At 45.7% G+C, this 24627-nt stretch carries 14 protein-coding genes; 4 read left to right on the top strand and 10 right to left on the bottom strand.

Annotated features, from left to right (window positions below; genetic code table 11):
- Positions 1 to 15 precede the first annotated feature (15 nt).
- The 10 genes from R8806_RS02960 to R8806_RS02915 all read right to left on the bottom strand — a co-directional run bounded on the left by R8806_RS02960 (position 16) and on the right by R8806_RS02915 (position 18455).
- Positions 16 to 3075 (bottom strand): SusC/RagA family TonB-linked outer membrane protein, encoded by a 3060-nt coding sequence (locus tag R8806_RS02960; protein WP_124316244.1) that lies wholly within the window; start codon positions 3073 to 3075, stop codon positions 16 to 18.
- Positions 3076 to 3504: 429 nt separating this feature from the next.
- Positions 3505 to 4047, bottom strand: coding sequence for a sigma-70 family RNA polymerase sigma factor (locus R8806_RS02955; RefSeq protein ID WP_164719581.1), 543 nt, complete (start codon positions 4045 to 4047; stop codon positions 3505 to 3507).
- 368 nt (positions 4048 to 4415) lie between these two features.
- Complete coding sequence (locus R8806_RS02950) at positions 4416 to 5816, bottom strand: hypothetical protein (protein WP_124316246.1); 1401 nt, start codon at positions 5814 to 5816, stop codon at positions 4416 to 4418.
- 42 nt (positions 5817 to 5858) lie between these two features.
- Positions 5859 to 6602 (bottom strand): DUF4843 domain-containing protein, encoded by a 744-nt coding sequence (locus R8806_RS02945; protein ID WP_124316247.1) that lies wholly within the window; start codon positions 6600 to 6602, stop codon positions 5859 to 5861.
- A 17-nt stretch (positions 6603 to 6619) separates the two neighbouring features.
- Positions 6620 to 8047 (bottom strand): RagB/SusD family nutrient uptake outer membrane protein, encoded by a 1428-nt coding sequence (locus tag R8806_RS02940; protein WP_124316248.1) that lies wholly within the window; start codon positions 8045 to 8047, stop codon positions 6620 to 6622.
- 23 nt (positions 8048 to 8070) lie between these two features.
- Positions 8071 to 11400 carry a SusC/RagA family TonB-linked outer membrane protein gene (locus R8806_RS02935; RefSeq protein ID WP_124316249.1) on the bottom strand — a complete coding sequence of 1110 codons (3330 nt, stop codon included), beginning with the start codon at positions 11398 to 11400 and terminating at the stop codon, positions 8071 to 8073.
- A gap of 69 nt (positions 11401 to 11469) precedes the next feature.
- Positions 11470 to 14115, bottom strand: coding sequence for a zinc-dependent metalloprotease (locus R8806_RS02930; protein ID WP_124316854.1), 2646 nt, complete (start codon positions 14113 to 14115; stop codon positions 11470 to 11472).
- A gap of 57 nt (positions 14116 to 14172) precedes the next feature.
- Complete coding sequence (locus tag R8806_RS02925) at positions 14173 to 15330, bottom strand: FecR family protein (RefSeq protein WP_124316853.1); 1158 nt, start codon at positions 15328 to 15330, stop codon at positions 14173 to 14175.
- A 63-nt stretch (positions 15331 to 15393) separates the two neighbouring features.
- On the bottom strand, positions 15394 to 16134 hold the full coding sequence (locus R8806_RS02920; RefSeq protein ID WP_124316852.1) for a Fic family protein: 741 nt from the start codon (positions 16132 to 16134) through the stop codon (positions 15394 to 15396).
- A 410-nt stretch (positions 16135 to 16544) separates the two neighbouring features.
- Positions 16545 to 18455, bottom strand: a complete 1911-nt coding sequence (locus R8806_RS02915) for a RecQ family ATP-dependent DNA helicase (RefSeq protein ID WP_124316851.1) — start codon at positions 18453 to 18455, stop codon at positions 16545 to 16547.
- A 109-nt stretch (positions 18456 to 18564) separates the two neighbouring features.
- Here R8806_RS02915 and R8806_RS02910 point away from each other — a divergent pair, with 109 nt between their 5' ends.
- The 4 genes from R8806_RS02910 (at position 18565) to R8806_RS02895 (ending at position 24528) form a co-directional block, all read left to right on the top strand.
- Positions 18565 to 19404 carry a peptidylprolyl isomerase gene (locus R8806_RS02910; RefSeq protein ID WP_087420071.1) on the top strand — a complete coding sequence of 280 codons (840 nt, stop codon included), beginning with the start codon at positions 18565 to 18567 and terminating at the stop codon, positions 19402 to 19404.
- A gap of 112 nt (positions 19405 to 19516) precedes the next feature.
- The gene (locus R8806_RS02905; RefSeq protein ID WP_124316850.1) at positions 19517 to 20854 is read left to right on the top strand and encodes a peptidylprolyl isomerase; all 1338 of its coding nucleotides are present in this window, start codon (positions 19517 to 19519) and stop codon (positions 20852 to 20854) included.
- A gap of 45 nt (positions 20855 to 20899) precedes the next feature.
- Positions 20900 to 22471: an OstA-like protein gene (locus R8806_RS02900; RefSeq protein WP_124316849.1), complete on the top strand. Its 1572-nt coding sequence runs from the start codon at positions 20900 to 20902 to the stop codon at positions 22469 to 22471.
- Positions 22472 to 22764: 293 nt separating this feature from the next.
- The gene (locus tag R8806_RS02895) at positions 22765 to 24528 is read left to right on the top strand and encodes an O-antigen ligase family protein (RefSeq protein WP_151411466.1); all 1764 of its coding nucleotides are present in this window, start codon (positions 22765 to 22767) and stop codon (positions 24526 to 24528) included.
- Positions 24529 to 24627 lie beyond the last annotated feature (99 nt).

The following is a 24627-nucleotide window of genomic DNA, read 5'->3' as shown; positions in this document are numbered from 1 at the left end:
TGCCTTTAGTAGTTATCAAAATGTCGGTCTAAACGTGATATGGAAACTCCGTTGAAAAGGATATTCCGTACCTCGTTCCTGTTTCACGGAAGAGAACCGGGCAATATCGGCAACGCCTATGCCTAGATTCAGCCTCTTAATCCCGATCTTGCGCAAATAACCGGGTTTAAACTCGTAATTCAACATGATACTCGTTATCGCGAACGTGTTATCCCGTTCCACGAAACGCTCGGAATACCTATTCTCATCACTCACGTTCTCCGGAATCCCGAGGAAACGCACTAAGTCGCCCGGTTTCTTCCACCGTTTGGTGAAAGCCCGACGATCCACATTCCCGTAGGGATCAATATACTCCACTTTATTCGCCAAAGTTGTGTTGTAAATATCACCGCCAAACTTGTACGCCGCGGTGACATTCAACGTGAATCCCCGGTACGACAAGCTCGTGAAAAGACTCCCCTCCAGCATGGGATTCGTGTTTCCAACCTCCACTCGCTCGTTCTTATCGTAAGTAAACGTGTAATTCCCATTCTTCTTGATATACACCTCCTGCCCGGAAGCCGGATCAATTCCCGCAGAACGCATGGCATATATACCGAACTGAGATCCCCCTTCCACGAACATCGGCTGAGGTTTCACGCCATAATAAGCCGCCATATTCTCCGCCTTCAACGCATCCGAGATACTCGTCAGTTTATCAAACACGTGCGATCCGTTTACCATCACCATCCAAAGCAGGTTATTTCGCTTGACCACTTGTGCAGAAATGGAAAACTCGTAGCCCGAATTCTGTAACTTCCCCATATTCACCAACACTGAAGAAACACCGACAGAAGACGGTAAGGTCAAAGGCATCAAGGCATCCTTCGTTTTGTTCACGTAGTAACTGGCCTCCACGTTCACCCGTTCTTTCCAGAAAGTAGCCGTCAATCCCCAATTATACTTTCGGGTAACCTGCCATTTCATATCGGGATTCCCCATCGTGATCGGAACCGCACCCATCCCGCCATAATGAATTAAGTCGGAATCATAAAGATAAGTGGTCAAAGCCTGATAAGGCGTGAAAGTCACGTTAGCCGTCGAACCGACGCTAAACCGAAGACGCAAAACGTTCAACCAATCGAAATTCATGAATCCTTCTTTATGCAGATTCCAACCGATTCCCGCCGACCATACCGGGGCAAAACGATGTTTACTGCCAAACTTCGACGAACCCGCTGTCTTGTAAGAGGCATTGACAAAATATCGTCCCAGCAAATCAAGACTACCGTTCACGAAGAACCCCACCTCTGCCGATTCCTTCTCGCCACCCACGGGACGCGTAGTCGCGTACTGCGAGGCAAATTTAATATCCGTCATCTTGTCCTTCATAAACCCTTCCGCCTTCACCTGCATCGAAGAAGACTTGTCCTTCCCGATGTCCGTACCCGCGCTCAAGGAAAGAACCGTAGTCCCAGCATCATTCAGCGGTAAACGATAATTAAGTACCAACTTCCCCGCCCAATCCGTCGTCTCGGTTGAATATGCCGTGTAAGTCCCTTTCTTGTTTTGAGGAATCTCCTGCAAGGTGAAACTCGCATCCTCCGGGGAAACATACACCTTATTCCACGTGTCCCCCTGTCGCACACTCACGTTTCCCGTGATAAACAGGGTCTCGTTCATATCCCAGCGTAACGACAAATAATTCGTGACCGCTTTATTCTGACTTTTCGAAAAGCTTGCCAGCGTGGCATTATACAGTGGATTGACTTGCCGTTCCATTGTCCGGTTTACCGGATCGAAATAATAATTCCGTATATACTCCCCGTCCCCGTCATATACCGGGTTGTACGGGTTCAACCTCGTGTACTGCGCAAAACTCCCGTAAGGACTATTCTTTCCCTCGGTCATGGTATAAGCCAACTGGTAAGTGGCCACCACATCCCGGGCAAACCGGTACGACAAAGAAACATTCACCCCGTAATTCCGGCGATAATCACCTTTCATCACGCCGTATGTATCGGAGAACCGTCCCGTTACCTTATACTCGATTCCGCCACCCCGCCCTGTCATCGTGGCAGAATGACTATGCGTGAAAGCATTCCGCAAAGGTTTCGTCGTCCAATCCGTGTTGACACCCCGGCGGATGTTCTCCAGCTTATAATCATAAGCCGGGTCAAGACTACCATCTACCCGGTCATACAATCCCGCCAAACGCTCCAGTTCCAACTTTTCCTCCGCATCACACAGGCGAAGAGAGGTCAAATCGGGAAAACTGAACATCGGCGTGAAATTATAACTGAATCTCGGCTTATCCGACTTTCCCCGCACCCGTTCCACCAATATCACCCCATTGGCAGCTTTCTCCCCGTAAAGTACCGCCGCGGATGCATCCTTCAACACCAGTACCTGTTCTATATCGTAAATATCCAGATCATACAAATCCTCCACGGAAATCTCCACCCCGTCCAGCATAATCAAGGGGGCATTTACCCCTTCCTGTCCTTTTGTCATGATTGAACTCGCCCCACGAATCAGAATCTCAGGCACGACGTTCGGATCAGACCCCGCCTCGTTATTCTCTACAATCCTCAATCCCGGTGTCAAGATTGCCAATGCCTGTAACAGGTTCGTCGGGGATACCCGCAACAAATCCTCTCCCTTGATCCGGGTAATCTCCCCGGTAAAAGCATTCTTCGCCTGCGTGTAATACCCGGTCACGATCACATCATCCAATTCTTTCATATCCTTCACCATCGTCACCCGGATATGCCGGGTACTGGTAACCGTGACTTCTTGATTCTTCATCCCGACAAACCGGAAAAGTAACACCATCTCCTTTTGTTCCGGAATTTCCAATCGGAACTTCCCGTCCGTACCCGTGGCACATCCCAAAGAAGTCCCTTTCAGGACAACCGTCACGCCCGGAAGTGGTTCGCCATCTGCATCCTTCACCTCTCCCGTGATCACGATCAAGGCAGAACGCGATTCACCCGCCACGGGGATTTCCGGAAAACATATGCAGCAGAACAACAGAATCCATTTCACAACACCACATAAGTTGCCGTCAAACTTCAATACCAAGTCTACTCTCATTTAATTTGATCTTTTAATACCATACGTGCAAGATATGTTTCTATCACTTTATTGTCTAAACATATCCATTCGCACCTAACATCATTCATCGCACCATGCGGTATAAACCCGTAAAATACATCATCACACCATCATTGCTACCTGACGCGAACCCTCAACTTTATCATTCACGTTCAATCGCATAATTTACCTTCTATCCCTGTTTTCTACAACTATTTCAAAACAAGGGGAACAAAAGTAATAAAATAAATAAAAAATTTCAATCAAGCAAGTATCGATTTTGGCGAGTTGCAAGATTAGGGAAAAAAGAGATACCAAGTTTCAATTTCACAAACAAAAACGACACGAAGATTCTCTTTTTGTCCCGAAAATAAGACAAATATATGAATTATAAATCAATGATATAGAATATTACAAGCAAACTATTCCTTAAAAGAAAAGCCGGAGACACCACTGGTACGGTCCCATATTTTTGCGAAGTTGTTTTAACGCCTCTCCCTTTTTATTTTTAATCGTCTGTTCGGAAAGATTCAACTCTTCCGAAATCTCCTTGGTAGAATACCCTTCCAAACTCATCGCCATGATCTCTTTATAATCACCCGCCAATCGGGCAATTTCAGTCCAAATAATCCGTTTCACCTCATGTTCTATGATTTCCCCTTCAATATCGAGACTGGATACCTGTTGCAACAGAACTTTATTCTTTATGTCCAGATGCCGCAACTCGTTCAGACAAGCATTTCTCACGCAAGCATACAAAAAACTGATAATCATCTGGAACGAGGTAAACTGTTTCCTTTTCTCCCACGTCTTGATAAAACTCTCATGCACGATGTCCACGCAAACATTCTCTTCCCGCAAGAAACGTCCTGCGTAAACTCCCAATGTTGCAAAATATTGATCATACAACAATTCCAAGGCTTTCTCATCCCCTTTCACAAAACGCTCATATACGGAAGACTCTACCAACATCACCATCAGATTTATAAAAAAACATCATATTCCACACCTTAAAGATATTCTTTTCAAATGTACCGAAAATAGTAGAAACAACAAAATAGAACATGTTAATTTGTTCTTTCCATCTCAAAAAAGATAATAATTCATCACACAAAAGAAAAAGCTGCTCGAAAAGTCCTATCTGTTACAAAATTAACTCATCCGGCCTTCGCCCACCTCCTCTATAAACAGAGGAGGAGCTGGTGAATTGCCCTAAAGATAGCAAGTAACTCAGCTCTCCCTCTGTTTATAGAGGGAGTACCCCGAAGGGGGGGAGGGAGTTAGAAAAACAACTTTTCGAACGGCCTTACTTTATGGACCTTATAAATTTTGGGCCTACATCATTTCGTCTTGTAAAATACTCTCAACGGCCGATCGGCAATTCCCCCGTAAGACTCGATCAATTTACCGTCATTCGCATCATAAATGTCAATTCCACCCTTCAAACCACTTCTCTCGCTATCCACGTAGCAAACATAAATCAGCGTTTTATCCGGATCCATAGCCACAGCCGTAATCTCCTTTGTATCGGGGAATGTGATAAACGGGGTCTTCGGGAATTGCCCGGTACAATTCCAACGATAAATATTATTCCCGTAATCATAGTAAGCATTCTTGTAAGTTTTACTAAACATGATCGTTGAATTCTTATCCAACTTCAAATCCGTTCCATCAAACTTAATCAACTCCGTTAACTTGGATAAAGAACCACTTGTCTGAAATACTCGACCTTGTGACGGATCTTCCTTCAAAACAGCTATCGTGTAAAGTTTCGTGATCGTCCAAGGCACCATTCCGATGATATTATAATCCTCGAAATAGTTGGAAGAAGAGGTTGCTTTATTTCCCGTCGGAGAATAGATAATAGATTTATCGTAATCAATGAAATATTGATAGGAAGAACTATATCCAAAGAAACAAGCATCATAACCATACCCAACAGCATTATCAATCACCAACACTTCATCAAAGGTAAGCTCGTAACGATATGCACTTCCATTTTCTGATAACATCCAATTCGTTGCCCCACTTCCCATCAACTCCTTACAAGTGAAATCCGGAATAATATCCCTTACCCTGTTCTTATACATAACTCCGAAAGTCTTGGCATTCAATTTATAGATCAATCCATCCTCCCGAGAGGCCAACAGCAGATAGGGACCGAACTGTGCCAGATCCGTGCAATTTTTAATCGTGTAGTCCGGGTTCTCCTTTGTCAGAACATCCGTAACAAATTCCTTCTTCACCCCGGATTCTATTTCCTGCCGGGTCAAAGTTTTCATAAACGAAATCCGAGGATTCCCCGCATCATCCTGACTCAATACCGTGATTCCTTCATCATAAGGTGTCGTCACGTTCAACATAAAACCTTTAAACGAGATCGCCTCCCCATTATCCACCTTCAATCGCAAATAATAAGTACCTAATTTCCTGAAAGTATAACGTAACTCGGCCTCGTTAGATATAATTTTTAAAGAATCCTTTGCCGGATAATCACTCTCATCCTTGGTATTATAGGTCGCATACCCCCACTCGTAAGTCAACGGTCTATCCTCCCCGCTTTGCACAACATCCACTTTGTAAACAAACTCCTCGCTTAGATTCACGCTCAACGTGTCGTATTGAGAAATGATTGAAAGCCGGGAGAAGTCCGGGTCCGCCAAGCTCGTATCGTCATGAATACAAGCATCCAGTAAACCACTTACCAGAATGGCGAAAACTATGTAATATATCTTTTTCATCGCTCTTCAATTTTTATTTAGATCACTATACAGGAGATTACATCAAATGAATTTATCAGGATTCGGCATATTCACCCCTTCGGTGGGATGTTCTTGGTAATACTCGTACACCGGTTTCAACACGTATTTCACCCAGATACCCGGATAATTTCTAGACCAGAACCATGCCGGGGCATTCTCAAGCAACCGCCCGTAATTCTCTTCGAAATAAGCATATTCCACCGGACGAAGTTCCTCCAGTTCCCAGTATTTTTCCAACATCCGCTTAAACAAATCGGAAGAGAACGTTCCCAGATCAGCATCTTTCCACCAATCCGGCCGGGAGTACTCCCCGTCAGCTATCGACAAAATATAATTATCATCGGCAATCGGTTTAAAATACTCATCCTCTGCAAATCTCAAATAGAGGTAATACGAACGTTCCTTCATGTCACCCGTCTTGTTTAACCGGATGTTCAGGACACCTCGAACGCTATCGGCGGGAATCACCACCTCTCCCATCACGTAATGCATGTTCTCCCGTGCTGTTGAAGAATCGGCAACGACCATAACCACCGGGTGCTGCACCTCGTTCACGGGTTTACCGATCACCCGGATCGGGATACAGTAATCGTAGTCATCCCCTTCAACCGAAACAAAAGAGAAAAAAATAGTATCTGTTTTACTTTCCCGGTCAAAATAGACAGACCTTTTCTGATGCACGTTATACATCAGGTCATCATCCGAACAGGAAAGCGCGCTCAACGCTAATCCAATAGCAAAACTAATTAATGTTATCCTTTTCATGTCTTTCGTTTTTAATGTTAACGGGCATTCATTTCCTCTTCGGGAACAGGCAAACAATAGATCTTGTCACTTCCCGGCAGGGTTACCGCCCCTATGATTGAATATACATCCCGGTTCTGCCGTTTCATGCAAAACCACTCTTGGCCTTCCCCGTAATATTCCTTACGGCGTTCCTTCATAATATCATCAAGCGTCAATTGTCGAGCCGGAATCCGGTCTTTAAACCCGACCATTCCCCGGGCCTCCACAACAACATCCATATAATCCGTGGCCAAGTCGATATTCTCTTCCAGCAAAGCTTCCGCCATGATATAGTACATCTCCGGGATACGAATCATGTTCACTCCCAGAATAACGGGTTCATCGTATTTATTCGGGTCAGCCAAAAACTCGTAGTTAATCAGCTTGAGGCAAGTCGTGGCATCTTTATCCGGGTCCACGTCAAACCAGAATCTCCTGTAATCCACGCCCTCTTCCGCTCCCTGATTATCTAGGTACAAGTCCTCCCAATCCGAGGCCAAATCTATTCCCGTACTTCTAATAAATAAATTCTTCATCGAGGTCCCGAAATCCCTTGTATAAATTCCCCAGATCGTCTCTTTAAAAGACAACTTACTCTGTACCATGCTCTCCACCTCCGTTTTATCCACCAACTGGAATTTATGAGAATCAATCACCTTTTGAGCGTAGATCTTGGCATTCTTCAAATCGCCCTTCATCCAATACACGCGGGCCAAAGCTGCCTCCGCTGCGTACAAATTGAAATGAGTCTCCCGGGCTGAAACGAAATCAGCAGCGTGTCCCGTTCTTTCTGCCTCCATCAAACTCTCGTCGTCTGCCAAAAGACCAATTGCCCGTTCCAGATCTTGAATAATCTTATCGTAAACCTCCGTTACCGAAGAAAAGGGTGTCACGTAAAACTCGTAAGTCGTGACGTAAGGAATGGCGTGTGCCTTGGCCGTTTCATCTTTCGAGGTAACATGAACGGCATAATATCGTAGCAGGTCAAAATGCAGATAAGCCCGAAGCCCTAAAGCCTCCCCAAGGTAAATATTATAATGTTTGAACGCCTTCTCGTCCTTATTCTCTAAGTTTATAATAATATTGTTCACGTAACCGATCGCCGTATAAGCTTGTTTCCACATCTTCATCACATCCGATTCCATCATAAGATCGCCCATGTTCAATTTCCCGATCTCCGTTCCCTTGATACCGTCATCCACGAAATTCTGTGCGAACAGTTCCGGGTAATACACCGACATATAATTACCATACAAATAACTATTGGACAAGGCCGAATACACACCATACAGGGCATCCTCCACGCCCGAAGCCGTGCTGAACATATCCTCGTCAATCACCTCCGCCTTGGGATTTACATCCAGAAAGCTATCGCAACTCCACCCACACGAGGCGATCAGTAGCATATATATTATCTTTTTCATAGTCATACGATTATATTGTTTCATTAAAAGGTAGGTCTAAGTATGAAATTAAAGCTCCGACAATAGGGATAGGAAGTACCTCTTTCAAATTTAACCGTGGAAAGCCGCCCGATGTCCGATGCTCCGATACCCACGACCAGACGTTTCAGACCGAACAATTTCAGCTTTTCAACATTAAACTCGTATTGCAGGTTAATATTCGAAATCGACAACTCATTCTTACGCTCCACGAAACGTTCCGAAAGATAAGTAGCCCATCCGCTTTCCGGGATGCCCAAGAAACGGGTCTCGTCCCCGATCTCTTTCCATCTTTCCGTGAACGCCCGTCGATCGACATTCTCTTTGATGTTTATATTCTCCACCTTCTTCGCCAGTGTCGTGTTATAAATATCACCTCCCAACGTGTAAGCAGCCGACACGCTTAAAGAAAACCCTTTATACCGGAACGACGTGAATATACTTCCTTGTATTGTCGGGTTTGTATTCCCCACAACCACCTGATCGTCGTAACTGTAATCAAACGTGTATTCCCCGTTTTTATTTATATACACCTCTTTACCCGTGGCCGGATCAATCCCCGCGGAACGCATGGCATAAATCGCATATTGAGACTCTCCCTCCTTGAATTGAATCTTGGGAGCGTTCCATTCGTCCGAAGACGTGGTTTCCGAGTTCGTCCGTTGCAAGGCATTACTGATCTTCTCGATCTTGTCATACACATGCCCGCCATTCACCGTCAGCATCCAGCTCCAATCCTTCTTTTGTATGATCTGCCCGGAAATAGAGAAATCCAACCCGGCATTTTTAGCCGATCCCAGATTAACCTTCACGTTATCCACGCCCATGGAAAGGGGTACATCTATCGGGATCAACATATCTTTCGTCTTCTCCACGTAGTAATCGAATTCCACTCGCAACCGGTCATTCAGGAATCCACCGGTGACCCCGTAATTCATTTTCAACGTCCGCTGCCACTTTAAATCCATGTTTCCCATCGTGATCGGTAAAGCCCCGACACCCGCATAATAGCGATAATCATTGCTATACTTATATGTCGTGATCGCCTGATAAGGAGAAAAACCGGCATTACCCGTGTACCCGTAGCTTACCCGGAAACGTAGCGTGTTCAACCAATCACATTTCAAAAACTCCTCGTTGTGAACATTCCACCCGAAACCGACAGACCAGAAGGGAGCGAAACGCTGATTCTTACCAAATTTAGAGGAACCGGAAGTCCGGAAAACTCCGTTGACAAAATACCTGTTCCGGTAGGAAAGATCTACATCACCAAAGAACCCGACTCTTGTTGATAATTTCTCGCTCCCGCTAGGAGCCTTGTCATCGTATTTCATCGCATAACTCAAATCGTCCAGTTCGTCCTTCAAGAACCCCACGGCAGTGATCTGGCTACTCGTAGTCTTCTCCCTTGAAATCTCTGTCCCGGCATGAATACCGAACACGCTACCATGCTCATCCAAAGCGATAGAATAGTTTGCAACCAATTTTCCCGTGTACGAATTCCCGTCGGAAGAGCTTTGCCTGTATTCCCCCTTCTGCGCAAGCTCTTCCGGAGAAGTGTAATTTTCATATGCCGAATTTTCCGGCGAGGTATATTTATCACTCTTCGAATCCGACAGGTTCAAATCGAATTGCCCGTTCACGAAAAAAGACTTGCTGATATCCCAGCGCAGGGATAAACTATTTTTGATCGATTTACTCTTAGATTTCGAAAAACTGGAAAGCGTAGCATTGTATAACGGATTCTCTATTTTCTCGTTGCGAGAGGGATCGAACTTGTTGAAATAGTAATTCCGGATATACTCGCCATCCTCGTCATACACCGGCTCGTAAGGATTCAACTCGGTGTAGGTTGAAAACTGACCGTAAGGAGAATCCTTGCTATCCGTCATCCCGAAAGCAAACTGATAAGAGATCGTCAATTTATTCGTCATGTGGTAAGCCAATGAAAAATTAAGACCGTAATTCCTTCTGTAGTCCCCCTTCATGACCCCGTAAGTATCTTTAAAAGAAGCAGATGCCTTGTAATCCATATTACCTCCCCGACCGGCAACCCGCAATGAATGAGAATGACTGAAAGAGTTTCTCAATGGTTTTGAAATCCAATCCGTGTCAATCCCCTTGCGCACGTTTTCCAACTTATAGGCATAATTTCTGTCAGCGTTACCATTAGCCGAATTATACAACCCGGCCCGACGTTCCAATTCTAACTTTTCAGAGGCATTACACAAGTTCATGGAACTCAAATCGGGGAAACTGAAATCAGGAACAAAATTATAACTGAACCGCACTTTATCATCCTTCACGTGAGCCCGTTCCACCACGATCACGCCATTGGAAGCCCGTTCACCATAAAGAACGGTTGCGGCTGCATCTTTCAGTACGTTCACACTCTCTATATCGAACAAATCCAAATCGTAGAGTTCTTCAAGCGAGATTTCGATTCCATCCAGAATAATTAAGGGCGTGTTGATTCCCGCCTCATCACTGGTCATCAATGAATTGGTCCCCCGGATAATAATCTCCGGCACGGCGTTAGGGTTCGATCCCTGCGCGTTATTCTCCACGATTCTCAATCCCGGCACCAAAGTACTCAACGCTTGGATCAGGTTCGTGCTGGATGCCTGTACCAGCTCTTCCCCCTTCACGGTGGTCACGGAACCCGTGAACGTGTTTTTATTCTTCGTGTAAAAACCATTGACCACAACATCATCCAGAGCCGTGTCCGCCATCTTCAGAACAATTTTCAAGTTAACGTCACGAGTCACCGGAATCTCTTGAGAAACCATACCGATAAAATTGACCACGAGAACCATCCCGTCACTTTCCGGTAGCTCCAGTTTGAACTCCCCGTTCACGTCAGAGGCCACGCCAATCGTCGTGCCTTTCAGCATCACGGTTGCTCCCGGAAGAGGTTCATTCTTCTCGTCGAACACGGTCCCGGTAATCGTAACCTTTTGCTGACCTCTCTTTACCTCTTTCTTTTTGATCACCACCACGTCATTCACCACGGAAAAAACATACCCCGTGTTGCGCAAACAATAATCCAAAATCTGGTGTACCGTCGCCTGCCGGAACTCCTTCGTGATAAGTGGAATCCCCTTTATCTCCTCGTGATTATACACGAAATTCAAAGCCGTCTTCTTTTTCAACGTATTGAGTACCTCCAACATGGTCGATTTCTCAAACTTTAAATCCAGCTTAATCGAATCATTCACCAAGCGAACGTCCGAAGCGTAGATTCTCATAGAACTAAACAAAATGCAGCCGATCACGAGAGACCACCTGATCCATCCCCTGCATTTGTCCCTGTTTAACACTCGATTCGTTTTCATGTTTATATAATTAGTTGTTAATAGGTATTCTTTTCGAGAGACAGGGGACTTTCCCCGCCTCCCGGTATATTATTCGGCTTTAAGCGCCTTCTCAATTTGAAGAATCAATGCCCGATAATGAGCTTTCGTGTCCTTATCCGCGGTAGATAACTTACCTTCCAACAATTGTTTCACCCGAACCAGCATGTCCTGCAAGTACACCTTGGAATCGTCGATTGCCGTGGTAGTCACTTTTCGCTGCCAACCGTACCCGTTCCCGATATTTTCAAGATGAGCGGCCACGAAACCCCGTCCGTACACCTGTTCTATCTCCCGGAACTCGTCCAGATACCTACTCACCATCCCCGTCTCATCCAGCCCGTAAGCGTTGATTTCGTCAACAGAAGGAGCAAAAGCATCACCGGAATGCAAGTAAAGAGCCTCGTCTGTCAAGAATGGTAAACCTTTCTTCTTTCCTTCCATCCCCTCTGACGAAACTTCAACAATCACCCGCTGTAATATCTTCTCGCTCTCGGAAAGTTTCCGGTTATTCAAGGTAGAAGCCCACACTTCATGATACAAATCGTCAAAGAACTCTTTCACCGTGTAAGGATCACGAGACACGTGAGCGGAAAGAACCACGTTCTTGTACAATTCGGCAACATTCTTCGCGGCAGCATACCGTACCGTCGGTGCCAGTGAAACGCCCAAGGCAAACTTATCCGTCAGCTCCTTATCGGTCAGCCAATTCTGGGTTTTCAACTCCCGGATCACCCATTTAAGCGAGTTCTTTTGTACCTCCCGGGGAACCGCAACAAAGCGTTTGCCCGGAGTTCCGTCCTTCACCTCCGTCAAGTAAATACCTCCCACGTTATACATCACGTTCTTCAGATAACGATAGTATTGATTACCGATAGCTTGGTACATGGCCTGACGATGTTGCCCGTCTGGATCATCCCCCAACCACTCGTTCAAATGACTCATAATATACTTCAGATTCTGAATCCCATAATCTCCCGCTTTCACCGGATCATCCCCCAAATCCTCTTCTATCGCACTAGGATCAAACCGGGCATAAACCTGTTGCCGTCCATAACGGTACCTGGGATCCCCGGCCTTCTCATCCAACCATTTTTCTAGGATAGGAACCTCGGCCATAGCATCTTCTACCTCAGGTAGTGGCGTGTATAACCATTTTATGACAAACTCGTCATAAACCCCCAAATCCGGTGGTGTCAATCTCACCCCTTTATCCCCCGGCTGAGCGACATAATTATAGCGGGCGTAATCCATGATGGAAGGCGTGGTTCCGTATGTTTGCGTGAAACTTGCCGAGCGCAAGGAATCCACGGGATAAGCGGCAGAAGCTGCCATATTATGCATCAATCCCAGCGTGTGGCCCACTTCATGAGCGATCACGTAAGCCAGCGATTCTTTCACCACATCATCCGGCATCTTTTTTGCCCGGACACGGGGATCAACCTGAGCCGTCTGCACGAAGCGCCACCCGTTAATCAACCGGATTACGTCGTTATAGATCAGCACGCTGGCATTAATAATCTCCCCCGTACTCGGATCCACCCACGAGGGTCCCATTGCGTTGGCCGTCGTTGACGGGATGTAGCGAACACAAGAGTATTTCAAATTATCGGGATCAAACTCTGGATCATCCAAGGGAAAATCCCGCACCTGAACCACGTTCTTGAACCCGATTTTCTCGAATGCGGTGTTCCATCTTAAAATTCCCTCCCTCAAGGGTTCTTTCCACGATTCCGGGAACGTGTTATCCAAATAATACACGATTGGTTTCACCGGCTCCACCAACTTTCCCTGTTTCCACGCATCCATATCCTTAGGTTCCAACCGCCAGCGATTAGCCACCGAATATTTCTGAATACCGTCCTCTTCCATGGAAACGTACACTTTATTCCCTAAAAATATACCTAACCGGGAATCCGTGATCCGAGGACGCATCTTGTTTTCCGGTAAAAGCAACAACGTGCGTGTAACACGAGTAGTCAATGGATCATCCTTCTTTACCGTGAGCATACCCATCGCTTTCGTCGTGACCAGATAAGACAAAACGGATTTAATACTTACATTATCTTCAAAAGCCTTGATCTCGGTCAACATAGATCCCTCTTTATTCAAACTGGCAGAATGACTGAGTATTCCACCCGAGTTCGGCATAATTGGAGACAAAGAAGATTCATCCTTCGTGAACATATCCGTCATGTCAAAAACCACCGCAGAACTATCCGGCGTGTACGCCAGCACCCGGTAAGACTCGACAATAGGATCCCCGAAATTCTTCTCCATCGCTTCTTCTAGCCCGGCCTGTCCCTTGTCATAAGTCATTTTCGAATTGACATTCCTCAAACAGACCATACTATCCAATAATGTAAATTTTATATGCCGGGGAGTTCTCGGCTTATAACCTACCACGCAGATGCTATTATCTGTCGCGGAAGTTACCGTGGAGGCCAATAAAAATTCCCGTCCCATGTACTTTAAAGGCATTTCAAAAAACAACTTGCCGTCCACCTTATGCAAGGTCATAAAACCACCTTTCGCCACCACGTGTGCCTTGTTCTTGAACAACTCGTCATATTTACCAAGCACAACCTTCGTCGTTTTAGGCTGAACCTCTTTCTTTTTCCTGTCAATTCCCTGAGCTGAATAAGGACATAACGCTACCACGAGCATTACCGCAGCCAGTATACTCCAATTTTTCATACATTTAAAATTTATTATACGACACTCCGATGATTAATTTAGCTGGCCATGCTTGAATTAATGTTTTATAATTATCACTTTTTTATCCTCTTTTCGAACAAAACTTACATTCGCCGATTGTTCCAATATCTCAAACAAATTCGTTATACTCTCGTACCTAGGTATAAACCCGGAAAATTTATAATCCTTGATCTCCTCATCATCAAACACGAACTCCACGTCATACCAGCGGGAAATCTTTTTTAACAAATCTTCCAGACGTTCCTCGCTGAAACTGAACTGGTCTCTCGTCCAGGAGATATAGGACTCCACGTTCACTTCCCGGGTCGTCACTTTCGAATCGGCCACGGCAGCCATCAGTCCGGGAGTCAACGCAACAACCGTATTCCCGCACTCAATATTCACCCGTCCCTCGACTAACGTCGTCATCGAAACCTCATCGTTCCGGTAAGCGGAAATATTAAACGTAGTACCTAACACACGCACGGCATACCTCTCACAATGCACGATAAAGGGTTTCGCGGCATCCTTTGCCACTTGGAAAAATCCTTCTCCTTCCAAATACACCTCCCGGGTATCACCCGAAAAAGATTGCGGGAACTTTAACCGGGAATCGGAATTCAGCATTACCTTCGTACCATCCGACAACTGCAAGGAATAAGCCCCGCCACGAGGTATTTTCAGCGTATTATACACCAAAGAATCCGCCGTCCGGGGAGTATGATAAATCAAGGTTTCACCATTATTACTCACGAAAGGTAATTGCTCGTCAAGCGTGTCTACCACCCCCGGTGCAATCAGCAAAGTATCCCCTCCCGGCAGAATCAGCGAGGCACGCTTCCCAAAAGAAAAATGGTTGCCCGACTCCACCCGGGCCACGGGCAGTACTTCCTCCCCGCCCGTCGAAAACATCAGATAAGAAGATACACTCAATAACACGATGGCAGCCGCAGCAACTCCACGATACAAGCGTCGAATGGAATGTCTCTTCCGAATGTCTTTCATGACAGACGGCCACGACCGACGAGCATTAAAATGCTCGTATAAAGGATATTCCGTGTGTTCCTTGTATTCATTTTCCAATCGTTCATACAACTCCTCGTTGGCCTTGGAACGTGATTTCCAAGCCGCGAAGAAAGTTTCCTCTTCGAGAGACAAACCTCCTTGAAGTCTTTTCACGATCAACTGGATAATATACTCTGTTTCCTTTTTCATTTCGTGTTATTTTACCTTATAACACTTCACGAAGAAAAAGGTACCGACAAATTTGAATCTTTTTTATTCGATTTCTTTTATTCGCTCCACTTGCCTGTTTAGAAAATAATCAGCATAAAGAGAATAATCTTCGGTTTCATAAAAAGCTATCAACCCTTTCCTGTAATTCAATATATCAGCATCTTTCGAGGAATAGACTGGGATAATATCGGCATTCATCAAGGCAATGCTTTCCACCATTCGGGCGGTACGTTTATTTCCATCTATGAAAGGCTGTAATTTAGCTATGTTACAATGAAGATAAATAGCCCGTTCCAATGGATTTGTGAATTGTTCCTGTTGATAAAGTATTTCATTCAACTTAGCCCGAATATCGTGCAAGTCCTTTGGAGGGATATATCCCGTACCGCTGATACGGACAGCTCTTGTTCTTAAATAGCCGGATTCTTCATTGGAAACCAAACCCGTGGATATAGCCTGATGTACTCGGAATAAAGTGCGTTCATCAATTATTTCCTGATTCCTCCCTTTATTAATATACTCCACTTCTGATATGAAAGTATTATATAGGTTTTTCAGCATCTTGGCGTCTTCATACTTCTTTTCAGAAGTAATGCCATCTTTGAGCAATGCCTCTGTTTCCACGTAAGTATAGGTATTCCCTTCAATCTTACCCGAATAGTAACACCACACCACGGCTAAATCTTTTATTTCGTTAGAACGCAAATCCGATAGTTTCGCTAAAGGATGATTCAAAATGAATCGCGCAGTTCCTTGCTGTTCCTTATTAAATATCTGTTCCATAATCATAAAACATTGTCGCCTAGGGTTAGATTTTATAGTTCCCTATATAACAGGAATATTGTGTTTATCCCCCAAAAACATGAATTCCATCGGTTATATTTTTTCTATATTTACAACCGCAAAAGTAATAAATAATATTTAGTTCTAACGATATAAACAAAAATCCTAATTAGACTACCGATCAACATCAAATTAGGATACTTCTTATAAAATACGTTCCTAACACTCAACAGTGACTCGCACCTATGTCTCACTAATACCTCATTCATTTTTCAAGAAAAAAGTAACGAAAAATTGACTGCCCGTATCGGCAACTTATCGAAGACTTATCGGTAACTTATCGAATACTTACCAGTGAAACACCGACGGGACAAGGGAAAGAGTGTAATGCAATTATACTAAATTAACATTTAGGACTTCCTCGTTATCCCCAGTTCCAAGGTCGAAACATATTGAATTTTCCCTTCATCCAACAATTTCCGGACTTGCCCGATCACGACTTCTTCGTCCTCACCCAATTGACGCACCAACTCCCGGATATTCGTATTCTGTTTGGCAAGCACCTGCAAAATCTGTTCCTCCAGACTTTTCCGCTCTTCCCGATGCAACCGTTTCTTCTTCCCGATACAGACATCACATATCCCGCAAGGCTTCTCTTCCTTCTGCCCGAAATACTCCATAAGCAAAAGCTGGCGACACGTTTCGTCATCCCGGATATAACGGGCCATGGCCCCGATCTTCGTGACAAACAACTCCTTCCGGTTCTCGTAAGCCTCCCTCCCGAGCGTGATATAGGACAATGGCAACCGGGGTTGGTAATACACGATGTAAGGTTTCACGTCCCCCGGCACGTAGCGAATAATCTTACGTTTTGCCAAAGAAATAAAAGCATCATACAACACCTTGCGTGTCACGTCGAGCTGATCAGCCAAGAAACCTTCGTCCACGTAAGCATCCTGCACGAAAATTCCGGCATAATTTCTCATCAGGAGAACCATAAGTCTTTCCAACAAGGGATCACCCGTCTCGAACTCGTACAACCGATCCCGTAACACGGTGAACATCACCCGGGAACGGGAATTTATATCCGTCGTGTACCCCAAGAACCCCGCAACCTCCAGAATACTGATGGCAGACATCACCCTCGCCTCGTTGAGTTTAAAATTACGGGCAAACAGTTTCAAATTGAACTCGAACGCCCGTCCCTGTCCCTCGCCCTCACCTAACTGATAATAGTTCGCCAAGGCCTCGTACACCCTCAATATATAATCTTTCGGGGGAAAAGCATCATCAATCCGTTTTTGTAAACCACCCAAAGCTGCCCGGCTGGAAAGTAACACAGCGTATGCCCTTTTTCCATCCCGTCCGGCACGTCCCGCCTCTTGGAAATAGGCCTCCGGACTGTCCGGCACGTCATAATGCACCACCACCCGCACATCCGCCTTATCAATCCCCATCCCGAAAGCGTTCGTCGCCACCACCACGGGAACCATCCCGCTTTTCCACGCCTCCTGCCGACGTGCCCGCTGCGCGGAAGATAACCCGGCATGATAAAAGTCAGACTTGATCCCCGACTTGTTCAGGAAAGCGGCAATCGAAGAAGCCTTCAACCGGGTACGCACGTACACGATCGCCCCCCCCTGCACCTTAGACAAAATATTGAATAATTCCAACGGCTTGGCCTCCGTGTCCCGGATCACGTAGGAAATATTTTCCCGCCGGAAACTTTTAGAGAGAACGTTCGGGGTCGAAAAGTGCAGCTGTTTCTGAATATCCTCCACGACCTCCGGGGTAGCCGTGGCCGTGAGTGCAAGGGTAGCCACCCCGGGAAAGAATTCGCGTACCTCCGCTATTCGCAGGTACGGGGGACGAAAATCATACCCCCATTGCGAGATACAATGAGCTTCATCCACGGTAATCAGACACACGTTCATCAACCTCAATTTTTCCCGGAACCGTTCCGAGTACAATCGCTCGGGCGACACGTACAAGAACTTAACCGTATCATATATACATTTATTAATGATCGACTCCACCCGGTCACGCCTCATCCCCGTGTAGATCGCCTCGGCCGGAATCTGCCTGTTCTTTAAATCCTCCACTTGATCCTTCATCAAAGCAATCAACGGGGTCACCACCAGACAGACGCCCTCCATCGCTAACCCGGACACTTGGTACGTGAGCGACTTTCCCCCTCCCGTGGGCATAAGGGCAAGCGTGTCCTTCCCGTCCAGCACGGAACGGATAGTCTCTTCCTGCAAGGATCGGAAATCATCATATCCCCAGTAAGTCTTTAATATCTCTTTTATATCACGGGTCATTCTTCGAATTCTATTCGCAAAAATACAAAATAGACGAAAAAACTCTCACAAACTCGTATATTTAAATCGCTTTTTATTATTTTCGCCCGAATATTAATTGCGTAAAATCATGAAACTACAACATATACTGATTTTTATCCCCTTCCTGTGGGCTTGTAACGATAAGTTCGCGAAAAACGAGCAACCCGTGGCAAAGGTTTTCGACAAATACTTGCTGAAATCGGAAGTTTCCGGCTTTATTCCCCAGGGAACCCCCTCGAAGGATAGTCTCATCATGGCACAAAGCTACGTGCGGAACTGGATTACCAAAGAATTACTGTTGCACAAAGCGACCCAGAACCTGAGCGACGAGGAAAAAAACATTCGGAAACAAGTGGAAGACTATTCCTCTTCTATCTTGATCCATAAATACAAGGAGAAACTGATTTCCCAGAAACTCAGCCGGGAAGTAAGCGAACGTGAAATCTCGCAATACTACGACGCGAACAAATTCAACTTCGTGCTGAACACCCCGGTCGTGAGAGCCTTGTTCGTGGTGATTCCCAAATCCGCCCCGAACATTGAAAATGCTCGTAAATGGTTCCGTTCCAAGGAAGCCAAAGACCAGGAAGCGTTGGAAGAGTATTGCATCACGTCAGCCAAGAAATTCGATAACTTCAACGACCAATGGATCGAACTGCGTAACCTGCTGAACCTCCTGCCCATCACGTCGGCAGAATGGGAAAGCAAATATAAAAACAAGGAGTCCATCGAAATCGAGGACGACGAGAATCACTATTTTCTCAAGATCAACGAGCTACGACAAGCCCATGAAACAGCACCTCTCGGTTACGTGAAAAAAGAGATTGAGATATTGTTGCTGAACAAACGTAAAATCTCCTTCGAAGAGAATCTGGAAAAAGACATCAACACGGAAGGTCTCCGAAAAGATTACGTCAAAATATATTAACAGGATTAGAAAAATGAAAATAAAAATGCGAAAACGAACGGATTATTCGCGGATTTGAAGAAAAAGTATTAGTTTAGAGCGTTTTTATTGAGTATAACCTTATTCATAAATTATGAGATATTTATCACTGCTTGTACTGTTATTTTTAGCTAGTTACGCCTCGGCACAAAAAAACGTGATCGACAAGATTATCGCTGTCGTGGGTGAAGAAATCGTGTTGAAATCGGATATCGAGAACCAATTTTTACATGAACAATCCCAAGGATTAGTAAATTCTTCCACCGACTCTCGTACCAGAATATTAGAAAATTTATTGGTTCAGAAACTATTAGTGGCTCAAGCTAAGATAGATAGTATCGAGGTAACCGACACGGAAGTGGAAAACGCGTTGAATTCACAATTGGAGCAATACGTGCAACATATCGGTTCCCGGGAACGTCTGGAAACCTACTTCGGAAAATCATACGAGGACATCAAGAACGAAATGCGTAACCCGCTTCGGGAGCAGATGATCACGCAAAGGATGCAGTCTAAAATCGTGGAAAACGTTCGGGTGACCCCCTCGGAAGTCAGGTATTTCTACCGGAAATTCAACAAGGACAGTCTTCCGGAAGTACCCGATAAATACGAGATTCAACAGATCGTTATCAAACCAAGAATCAGCGACACCGAGAAGGAACGTATCCGTAACCGGTTGAGAGATTTCCGTGAAGAGATTCTTGCCGGTAAACAAACGTTCAACACGTTAGCTGTATTGTACTCGGAAGACCCCGGATCTGCCGCCAAAGGTGGTGAATTAGGTTACCAAACCAAGAGCGCACTGGCCCCGGCATTTGCCGAAGCTGCCTTCAGCTTGAAACCCGGCAGGGTATCTAAAATCGTGGAAACGGAATTTGGTTTCCATATTCTTCAATACATCGACCGCCAAGGAGACAAAGTAAACGTACGCCATATCCTGCTCCGTCCCCGGATTTCCGATGAAGAACGGCAAGAAGCAATCCAGCATTTGGACACCGTGTTGACTTACATCCACGACGGGAAAGCCACGTTTGAAGAAGCCGCGGCTTATTTCTCCATGGACAAAAAGACCAGAAACAACGGCGGATTGATTTTCAACGAGGAAGACGCTGATTCCAAACTCCCCAGAGAAACCATCGAAGGAGAAATGGCCCGTCAGGTAAACAAACTGAAAGTGGGTGAAATTTCCTCTCCTTTCTTGGATCAGACCCGTACAGGCGAGGAATACAAGGTGATCAAAATCAAGGCTTACTATCCTTCCCACACGGCTAACCTGGACGATGACTGGATCAGCTTTGAAAACGGGTTGAAAAGCAAGAAACAACAGGAAGTACTTGATAAATGGATCAAGGAAAAACAAGCAAACACCTATATCCATATCGACGAAGATTACAAGAACTCCAAATTCCATTATGACGGGTGGTTCAAGTAATTGACAAGCTAAGATTTACAATTAAAGATTGATGATTTTTCCGCGATGAGAGCAGGTTTATGGGTTGGGATATTATGTATTGTATGGGGACTACTCCCCTTGCAGACAGTTGTAGCACAGGGAAATAAAAAAGCTAAAGTCAAGATCGTTAATGCCGATAGTTTACTGGTGGGAACGCTAGGCAAACCGTCTAGGTTTATCGGGAACGTACACATGACGCATGAAAACACACTCATGTGGTGCGATAGTCTCTACCAGTATGAACTACCAGACTCCAACTATCTTGAAGCATTCGGCCACGTGCGGGTGATCAAAAACGATAGCATCCGTATGTCCGGTGACTACATGTACTATGATGCCAACAAAAAACTGATTCAAGTCCGCCGGAACGTCACGCTGGAAGATCCCCAAATGATCCTGACCACCGATTTTCTGGATTATGACGGACTATTCGACATCGGGTATTACTTCAACTGGGGACAACTGAAAGATAGCCAGAACACGTTGGATAGTAAAAAAGGAAACTATTTTACCCAAACAAAGATAGCTCTCTTCAAAGACAGCGTGAAAGTGAATTCTCCCGAATACCTGATCTTCTCGGACACCTTGAAATATAACACGGAAACCAAGCTGGTTTCCATTCTGGGACCCACGAACATATACGGGAAGGAGGACGAAAATAACACCCTCTACTCCGAGGATGGATGGTATGACTCCAACTTGGGACACGCAGAACTGTACAAGAACAACCGGGTCACGCACCAGAGTTACGAGGGGGTGGCCGATACCATGGTCATCGATAGTATAACCGGAATGGCTTATCTCTACTGGAACGTCACGCTTGTGGACACCGTGAACAACGTGATTGTGAAAGGTGAATATGCGCAAATGGACCGGGAACAAAACAAGGCATTCGTCACCGACAGCGCCCTGTTAATCATGGTCGGAAAACAAGATTCTCTTTTCGTACACGGGGATACCCTGTTCATGGATCAGGACTCTGCCAAGAACCAGATCTTACGGGCTTACTATAAAGTCAAGTTCTTTAGTCAGGACTTGCAAGGATTGTGTGATTCGATGGTCTACCTTTCTGTCGACTCCACCATCACACTCTATAATGAGCCAGTGGCATGGGCCAGTGGCAACCAAATGACCGCCGAAAAGATTTCCTTGCTCACGGGAAATGGAACGATTAAGGAATTCTACCTGAATACCAAGGCCTTCATGGTCTCTCGAAGGGAGGAAACCGAAATGTACGACCAGATCAAAGGGCGAAATATGACCGGTTATTTCCGGGATAACGAACTCTACATGGTGTACGTGAACGGTAACGGGGAAACCATCTACTTCCCCGATGATAAAGGTAACATCATTGGTGTTAACACCGCCAATAGCTCCAACATCCGTATCATGATCGACAAACGGAAAGTCACGGACATCGTCTTCATCAACAAGCCCGACGGGGAACTCAATCCCTTGTTCTTGGCCGATCCCGAAGAAGCCCGTCTGAAAGACTTCCGCTGGTTGAAATATATGCAACCATTGAACAAATTCGACATCTTCAAAGAAACCAAAGAACCCGACCCTGTCGAGAAAGAAGAGGAAGAAAAAGAATAATGTAATCAAATCAAACAAAGGATGCATTATGATGACAAACAAATCAAGATCATATAATTCCAAAGCCAAGAAACAATCATCACAGCATAAGCACCTTCAATCTATCAACACAAAGCACAAGAAGAGCATCAATCTTTATACCCAGCAAGCAATGATTGATGCAAAAGAAGGTAACACGATCAAATGTGATAACTTTGAAGATTATTTAAAGCACTTAAAATTCTCATAATCTTATCAGAATTCCCTAACGCTGTTCATAGTATATTTTTTACATTTGTGAAAAATAAAACGATATGCAGCTCCGGAAAAACCTTAACCTCTACTTATCGGGCATCGTAGTCTTCACGCTGACTATACTCTTGTTGTCCACAGCCTTTGCCCTCGACGAGAGTTTAGGGAACCGGATAGCTAAGATTTTTTGGTTCTACAAAGTTATTATCGTGGCAGGAATTGCCTGCATACCACTCGCATGGATGCGTCCTTTCCGCTTTTCGATAACTGACCTGCTGGTTCTCCTTTACGCGGGCTATACCCTCTGTAACGACTACTTCGCGGGGACAATCGCACCCACCCGAACGAGCCTCTTCATCTTGATCATCGTCACGTATTTCATATTCCGACGGCTGACAACATTTGCCCCGCTCGGTTTCACGCATGCGGCACTCTTGCTCACCGGGGCAATAGAAGCCATCTGGGGACTCGCCCAACTATACGGTTTTACCCCCTCCCAACACAGCCGTTTCGAACTGACCGGATCATTCTTCAACCCCGGTCCCTATTCCGGATTTCTAGTTGCCATACTACCGTTAGCTTTATACTACACGCTTACCGCCTGCCGGATAGCCCGCATCTTGTCGGGAGTGATTCTCGTACTTCTCCTGCTCGTCCTGCCCGCCACGTTAAGCCGCGGGGCTTGGTTAGCCGCCATCGCGGGATGCGGAATTGTACTAGGTTACTACTTTCACCTCTATAACCGATTGAAGTTTTTATTTCAAAAACATCGGCTCGCCTCCTTCATCGCAACGATCTGTATATTCCTCCTCGTCACCGGGACTCTCATCGGGATATACCAGTTAAAAAAAGAATCTGCCGATGGACGCCGACTCATCTGGAAAGTCTCGTCCACCCTTGTAGCCTCCCATCCGGCAACAGGCGTCGGGTTCGGGCATTTTGCCGGGGCCTACGGGGAAGCCCAAGCCGCCTATTTCTCTGCCACGGAGCGTCCCGCGGGAGAAGAACTCGTAGCCGATGCCCCCGAGACAGCCTTCAACGAATTCGTGCAAATCACGACAGAAACTGGAATCATCGGTTTATTACTTTTCCTGACAATCATTTTTTGGGCCTTCAAAACCGCCCGGCATCCTGACAATAAAGTCGCGGCAGGCGTGACCGGTTCGTTAGCCGCGTTCCTCGTTTTTGCCTGCTTTTCCTACCCGTTCAGCGTGTTGCCCCTTCTCATCCTCTTCACGCTGCTCTTGGCACAATGTACCCCGATACAACGGGGTTCCCGTTGGCTCTCCGGCATCTTCTACCTGTTCCTGCTTCTCCCGGTCTATTTCCTCGCCACCGGGCAACAGGAACGGGAACAAGCCTACAAACGCTGGAAATCCGAACAAATCTATTTCAACATGCAGATATTCGAACGCACCGTGGATAATTACAAGAAACTCTACCCTCTCCTGAAGGATCAACCCGCTTTTCTCTTTGAATACGGGCAATGCCTCTCCCGCACGGGACAACCCGAAGCCAGTAACCTCATCCTTGAAGAGGCTGCCCGCCTGTCTGCCGATCCCATGATCCGTAACATCATGGGCAAAAACTACCAAACCATGAAACAATATCCCCAAGCTGAATCCGCTTTCTTGAAAGCCTCCCACATGGTCCCCAACCGCCTCTACCCGCTCTACCTGCTCGCCAAGATGTACCACGAAAGCGGCCAAACCGACAAGGCCATCGCCACCGCCCGCCTGCTACTCGAAAAAGCCCCCAAAGTCCCCTCTTCCGCCGCCGAGGAGATGAAACGGGATATGCAGAAACTAATTATAGATACTCAATAGAGTCCCATTTTATTTATTACAAATTAGTAATGCCCACGTCGATCACACTTATTGCCGGAATGACGGTCGGAACCTTCGTCAGTTTATTCATCATTCCCT

It is taken from the genome of Butyricimonas faecihominis (assembly GCF_033096445.1).
GTDB classification, from domain to species: Bacteria; Bacteroidota; Bacteroidia; order Bacteroidales; family Marinifilaceae; genus Butyricimonas; species Butyricimonas faecihominis.
Note: the sequence above shows the minus strand (reverse complement) of the source record. Positions and strands in the feature narration are given on the sequence as shown.

What these genes read in the sequence shown, in the direction of transcription:
- R8806_RS02960 (WP_124316244.1), bottom strand. Translation starts at nt 3,075, where the DNA reads ATGAGAGTAGACTTGGTATTGAAGTTTGACGGCAACTTATGTGGTGTT.
- R8806_RS02955 (WP_164719581.1), bottom strand. Translation starts at nt 4,047, where the DNA reads ATGTTGGTAGAGTCTTCCGTATATGAGCGTTTTGTGAAAGGGGATGAG.
- R8806_RS02950 (WP_124316246.1), bottom strand. Translation starts at nt 5,816, where the DNA reads ATGAAAAAGATATATTACATAGTTTTCGCCATTCTGGTAAGTGGTTTA.
- R8806_RS02945 (WP_124316247.1), bottom strand. Translation starts at nt 6,602, where the DNA reads ATGAAAAGGATAACATTAATTAGTTTTGCTATTGGATTAGCGTTGAGC.
- R8806_RS02940 (WP_124316248.1), bottom strand. Translation starts at nt 8,047, where the DNA reads ATGAAAAAGATAATATATATGCTACTGATCGCCTCGTGTGGGTGGAGT.
- R8806_RS02935 (WP_124316249.1), bottom strand. Translation starts at nt 11,400, where the DNA reads ATGAAAACGAATCGAGTGTTAAACAGGGACAAATGCAGGGGATGGATC.
- R8806_RS02930 (WP_124316854.1), bottom strand. Translation starts at nt 14,115, where the DNA reads ATGAAAAATTGGAGTATACTGGCTGCGGTAATGCTCGTGGTAGCGTTA.
- R8806_RS02925 (WP_124316853.1), bottom strand. Translation starts at nt 15,330, where the DNA reads ATGAAAAAGGAAACAGAGTATATTATCCAGTTGATCGTGAAAAGACTT.
- R8806_RS02920 (WP_124316852.1), bottom strand. Translation starts at nt 16,134, where the DNA reads ATGGAACAGATATTTAATAAGGAACAGCAAGGAACTGCGCGATTCATT.
- R8806_RS02915 (WP_124316851.1), bottom strand. Translation starts at nt 18,455, where the DNA reads ATGACCCGTGATATAAAAGAGATATTAAAGACTTACTGGGGATATGAT.
- R8806_RS02910 (WP_087420071.1), top strand. Translation starts at nt 18,565, where the DNA reads ATGAAACTACAACATATACTGATTTTTATCCCCTTCCTGTGGGCTTGT.
- R8806_RS02905 (WP_124316850.1), top strand. Translation starts at nt 19,517, where the DNA reads ATGAGATATTTATCACTGCTTGTACTGTTATTTTTAGCTAGTTACGCC.
- R8806_RS02900 (WP_124316849.1), top strand. Translation starts at nt 20,900, where the DNA reads ATGAGAGCAGGTTTATGGGTTGGGATATTATGTATTGTATGGGGACTA.
- R8806_RS02895 (WP_151411466.1), top strand. Translation starts at nt 22,765, where the DNA reads ATGCAGCTCCGGAAAAACCTTAACCTCTACTTATCGGGCATCGTAGTC.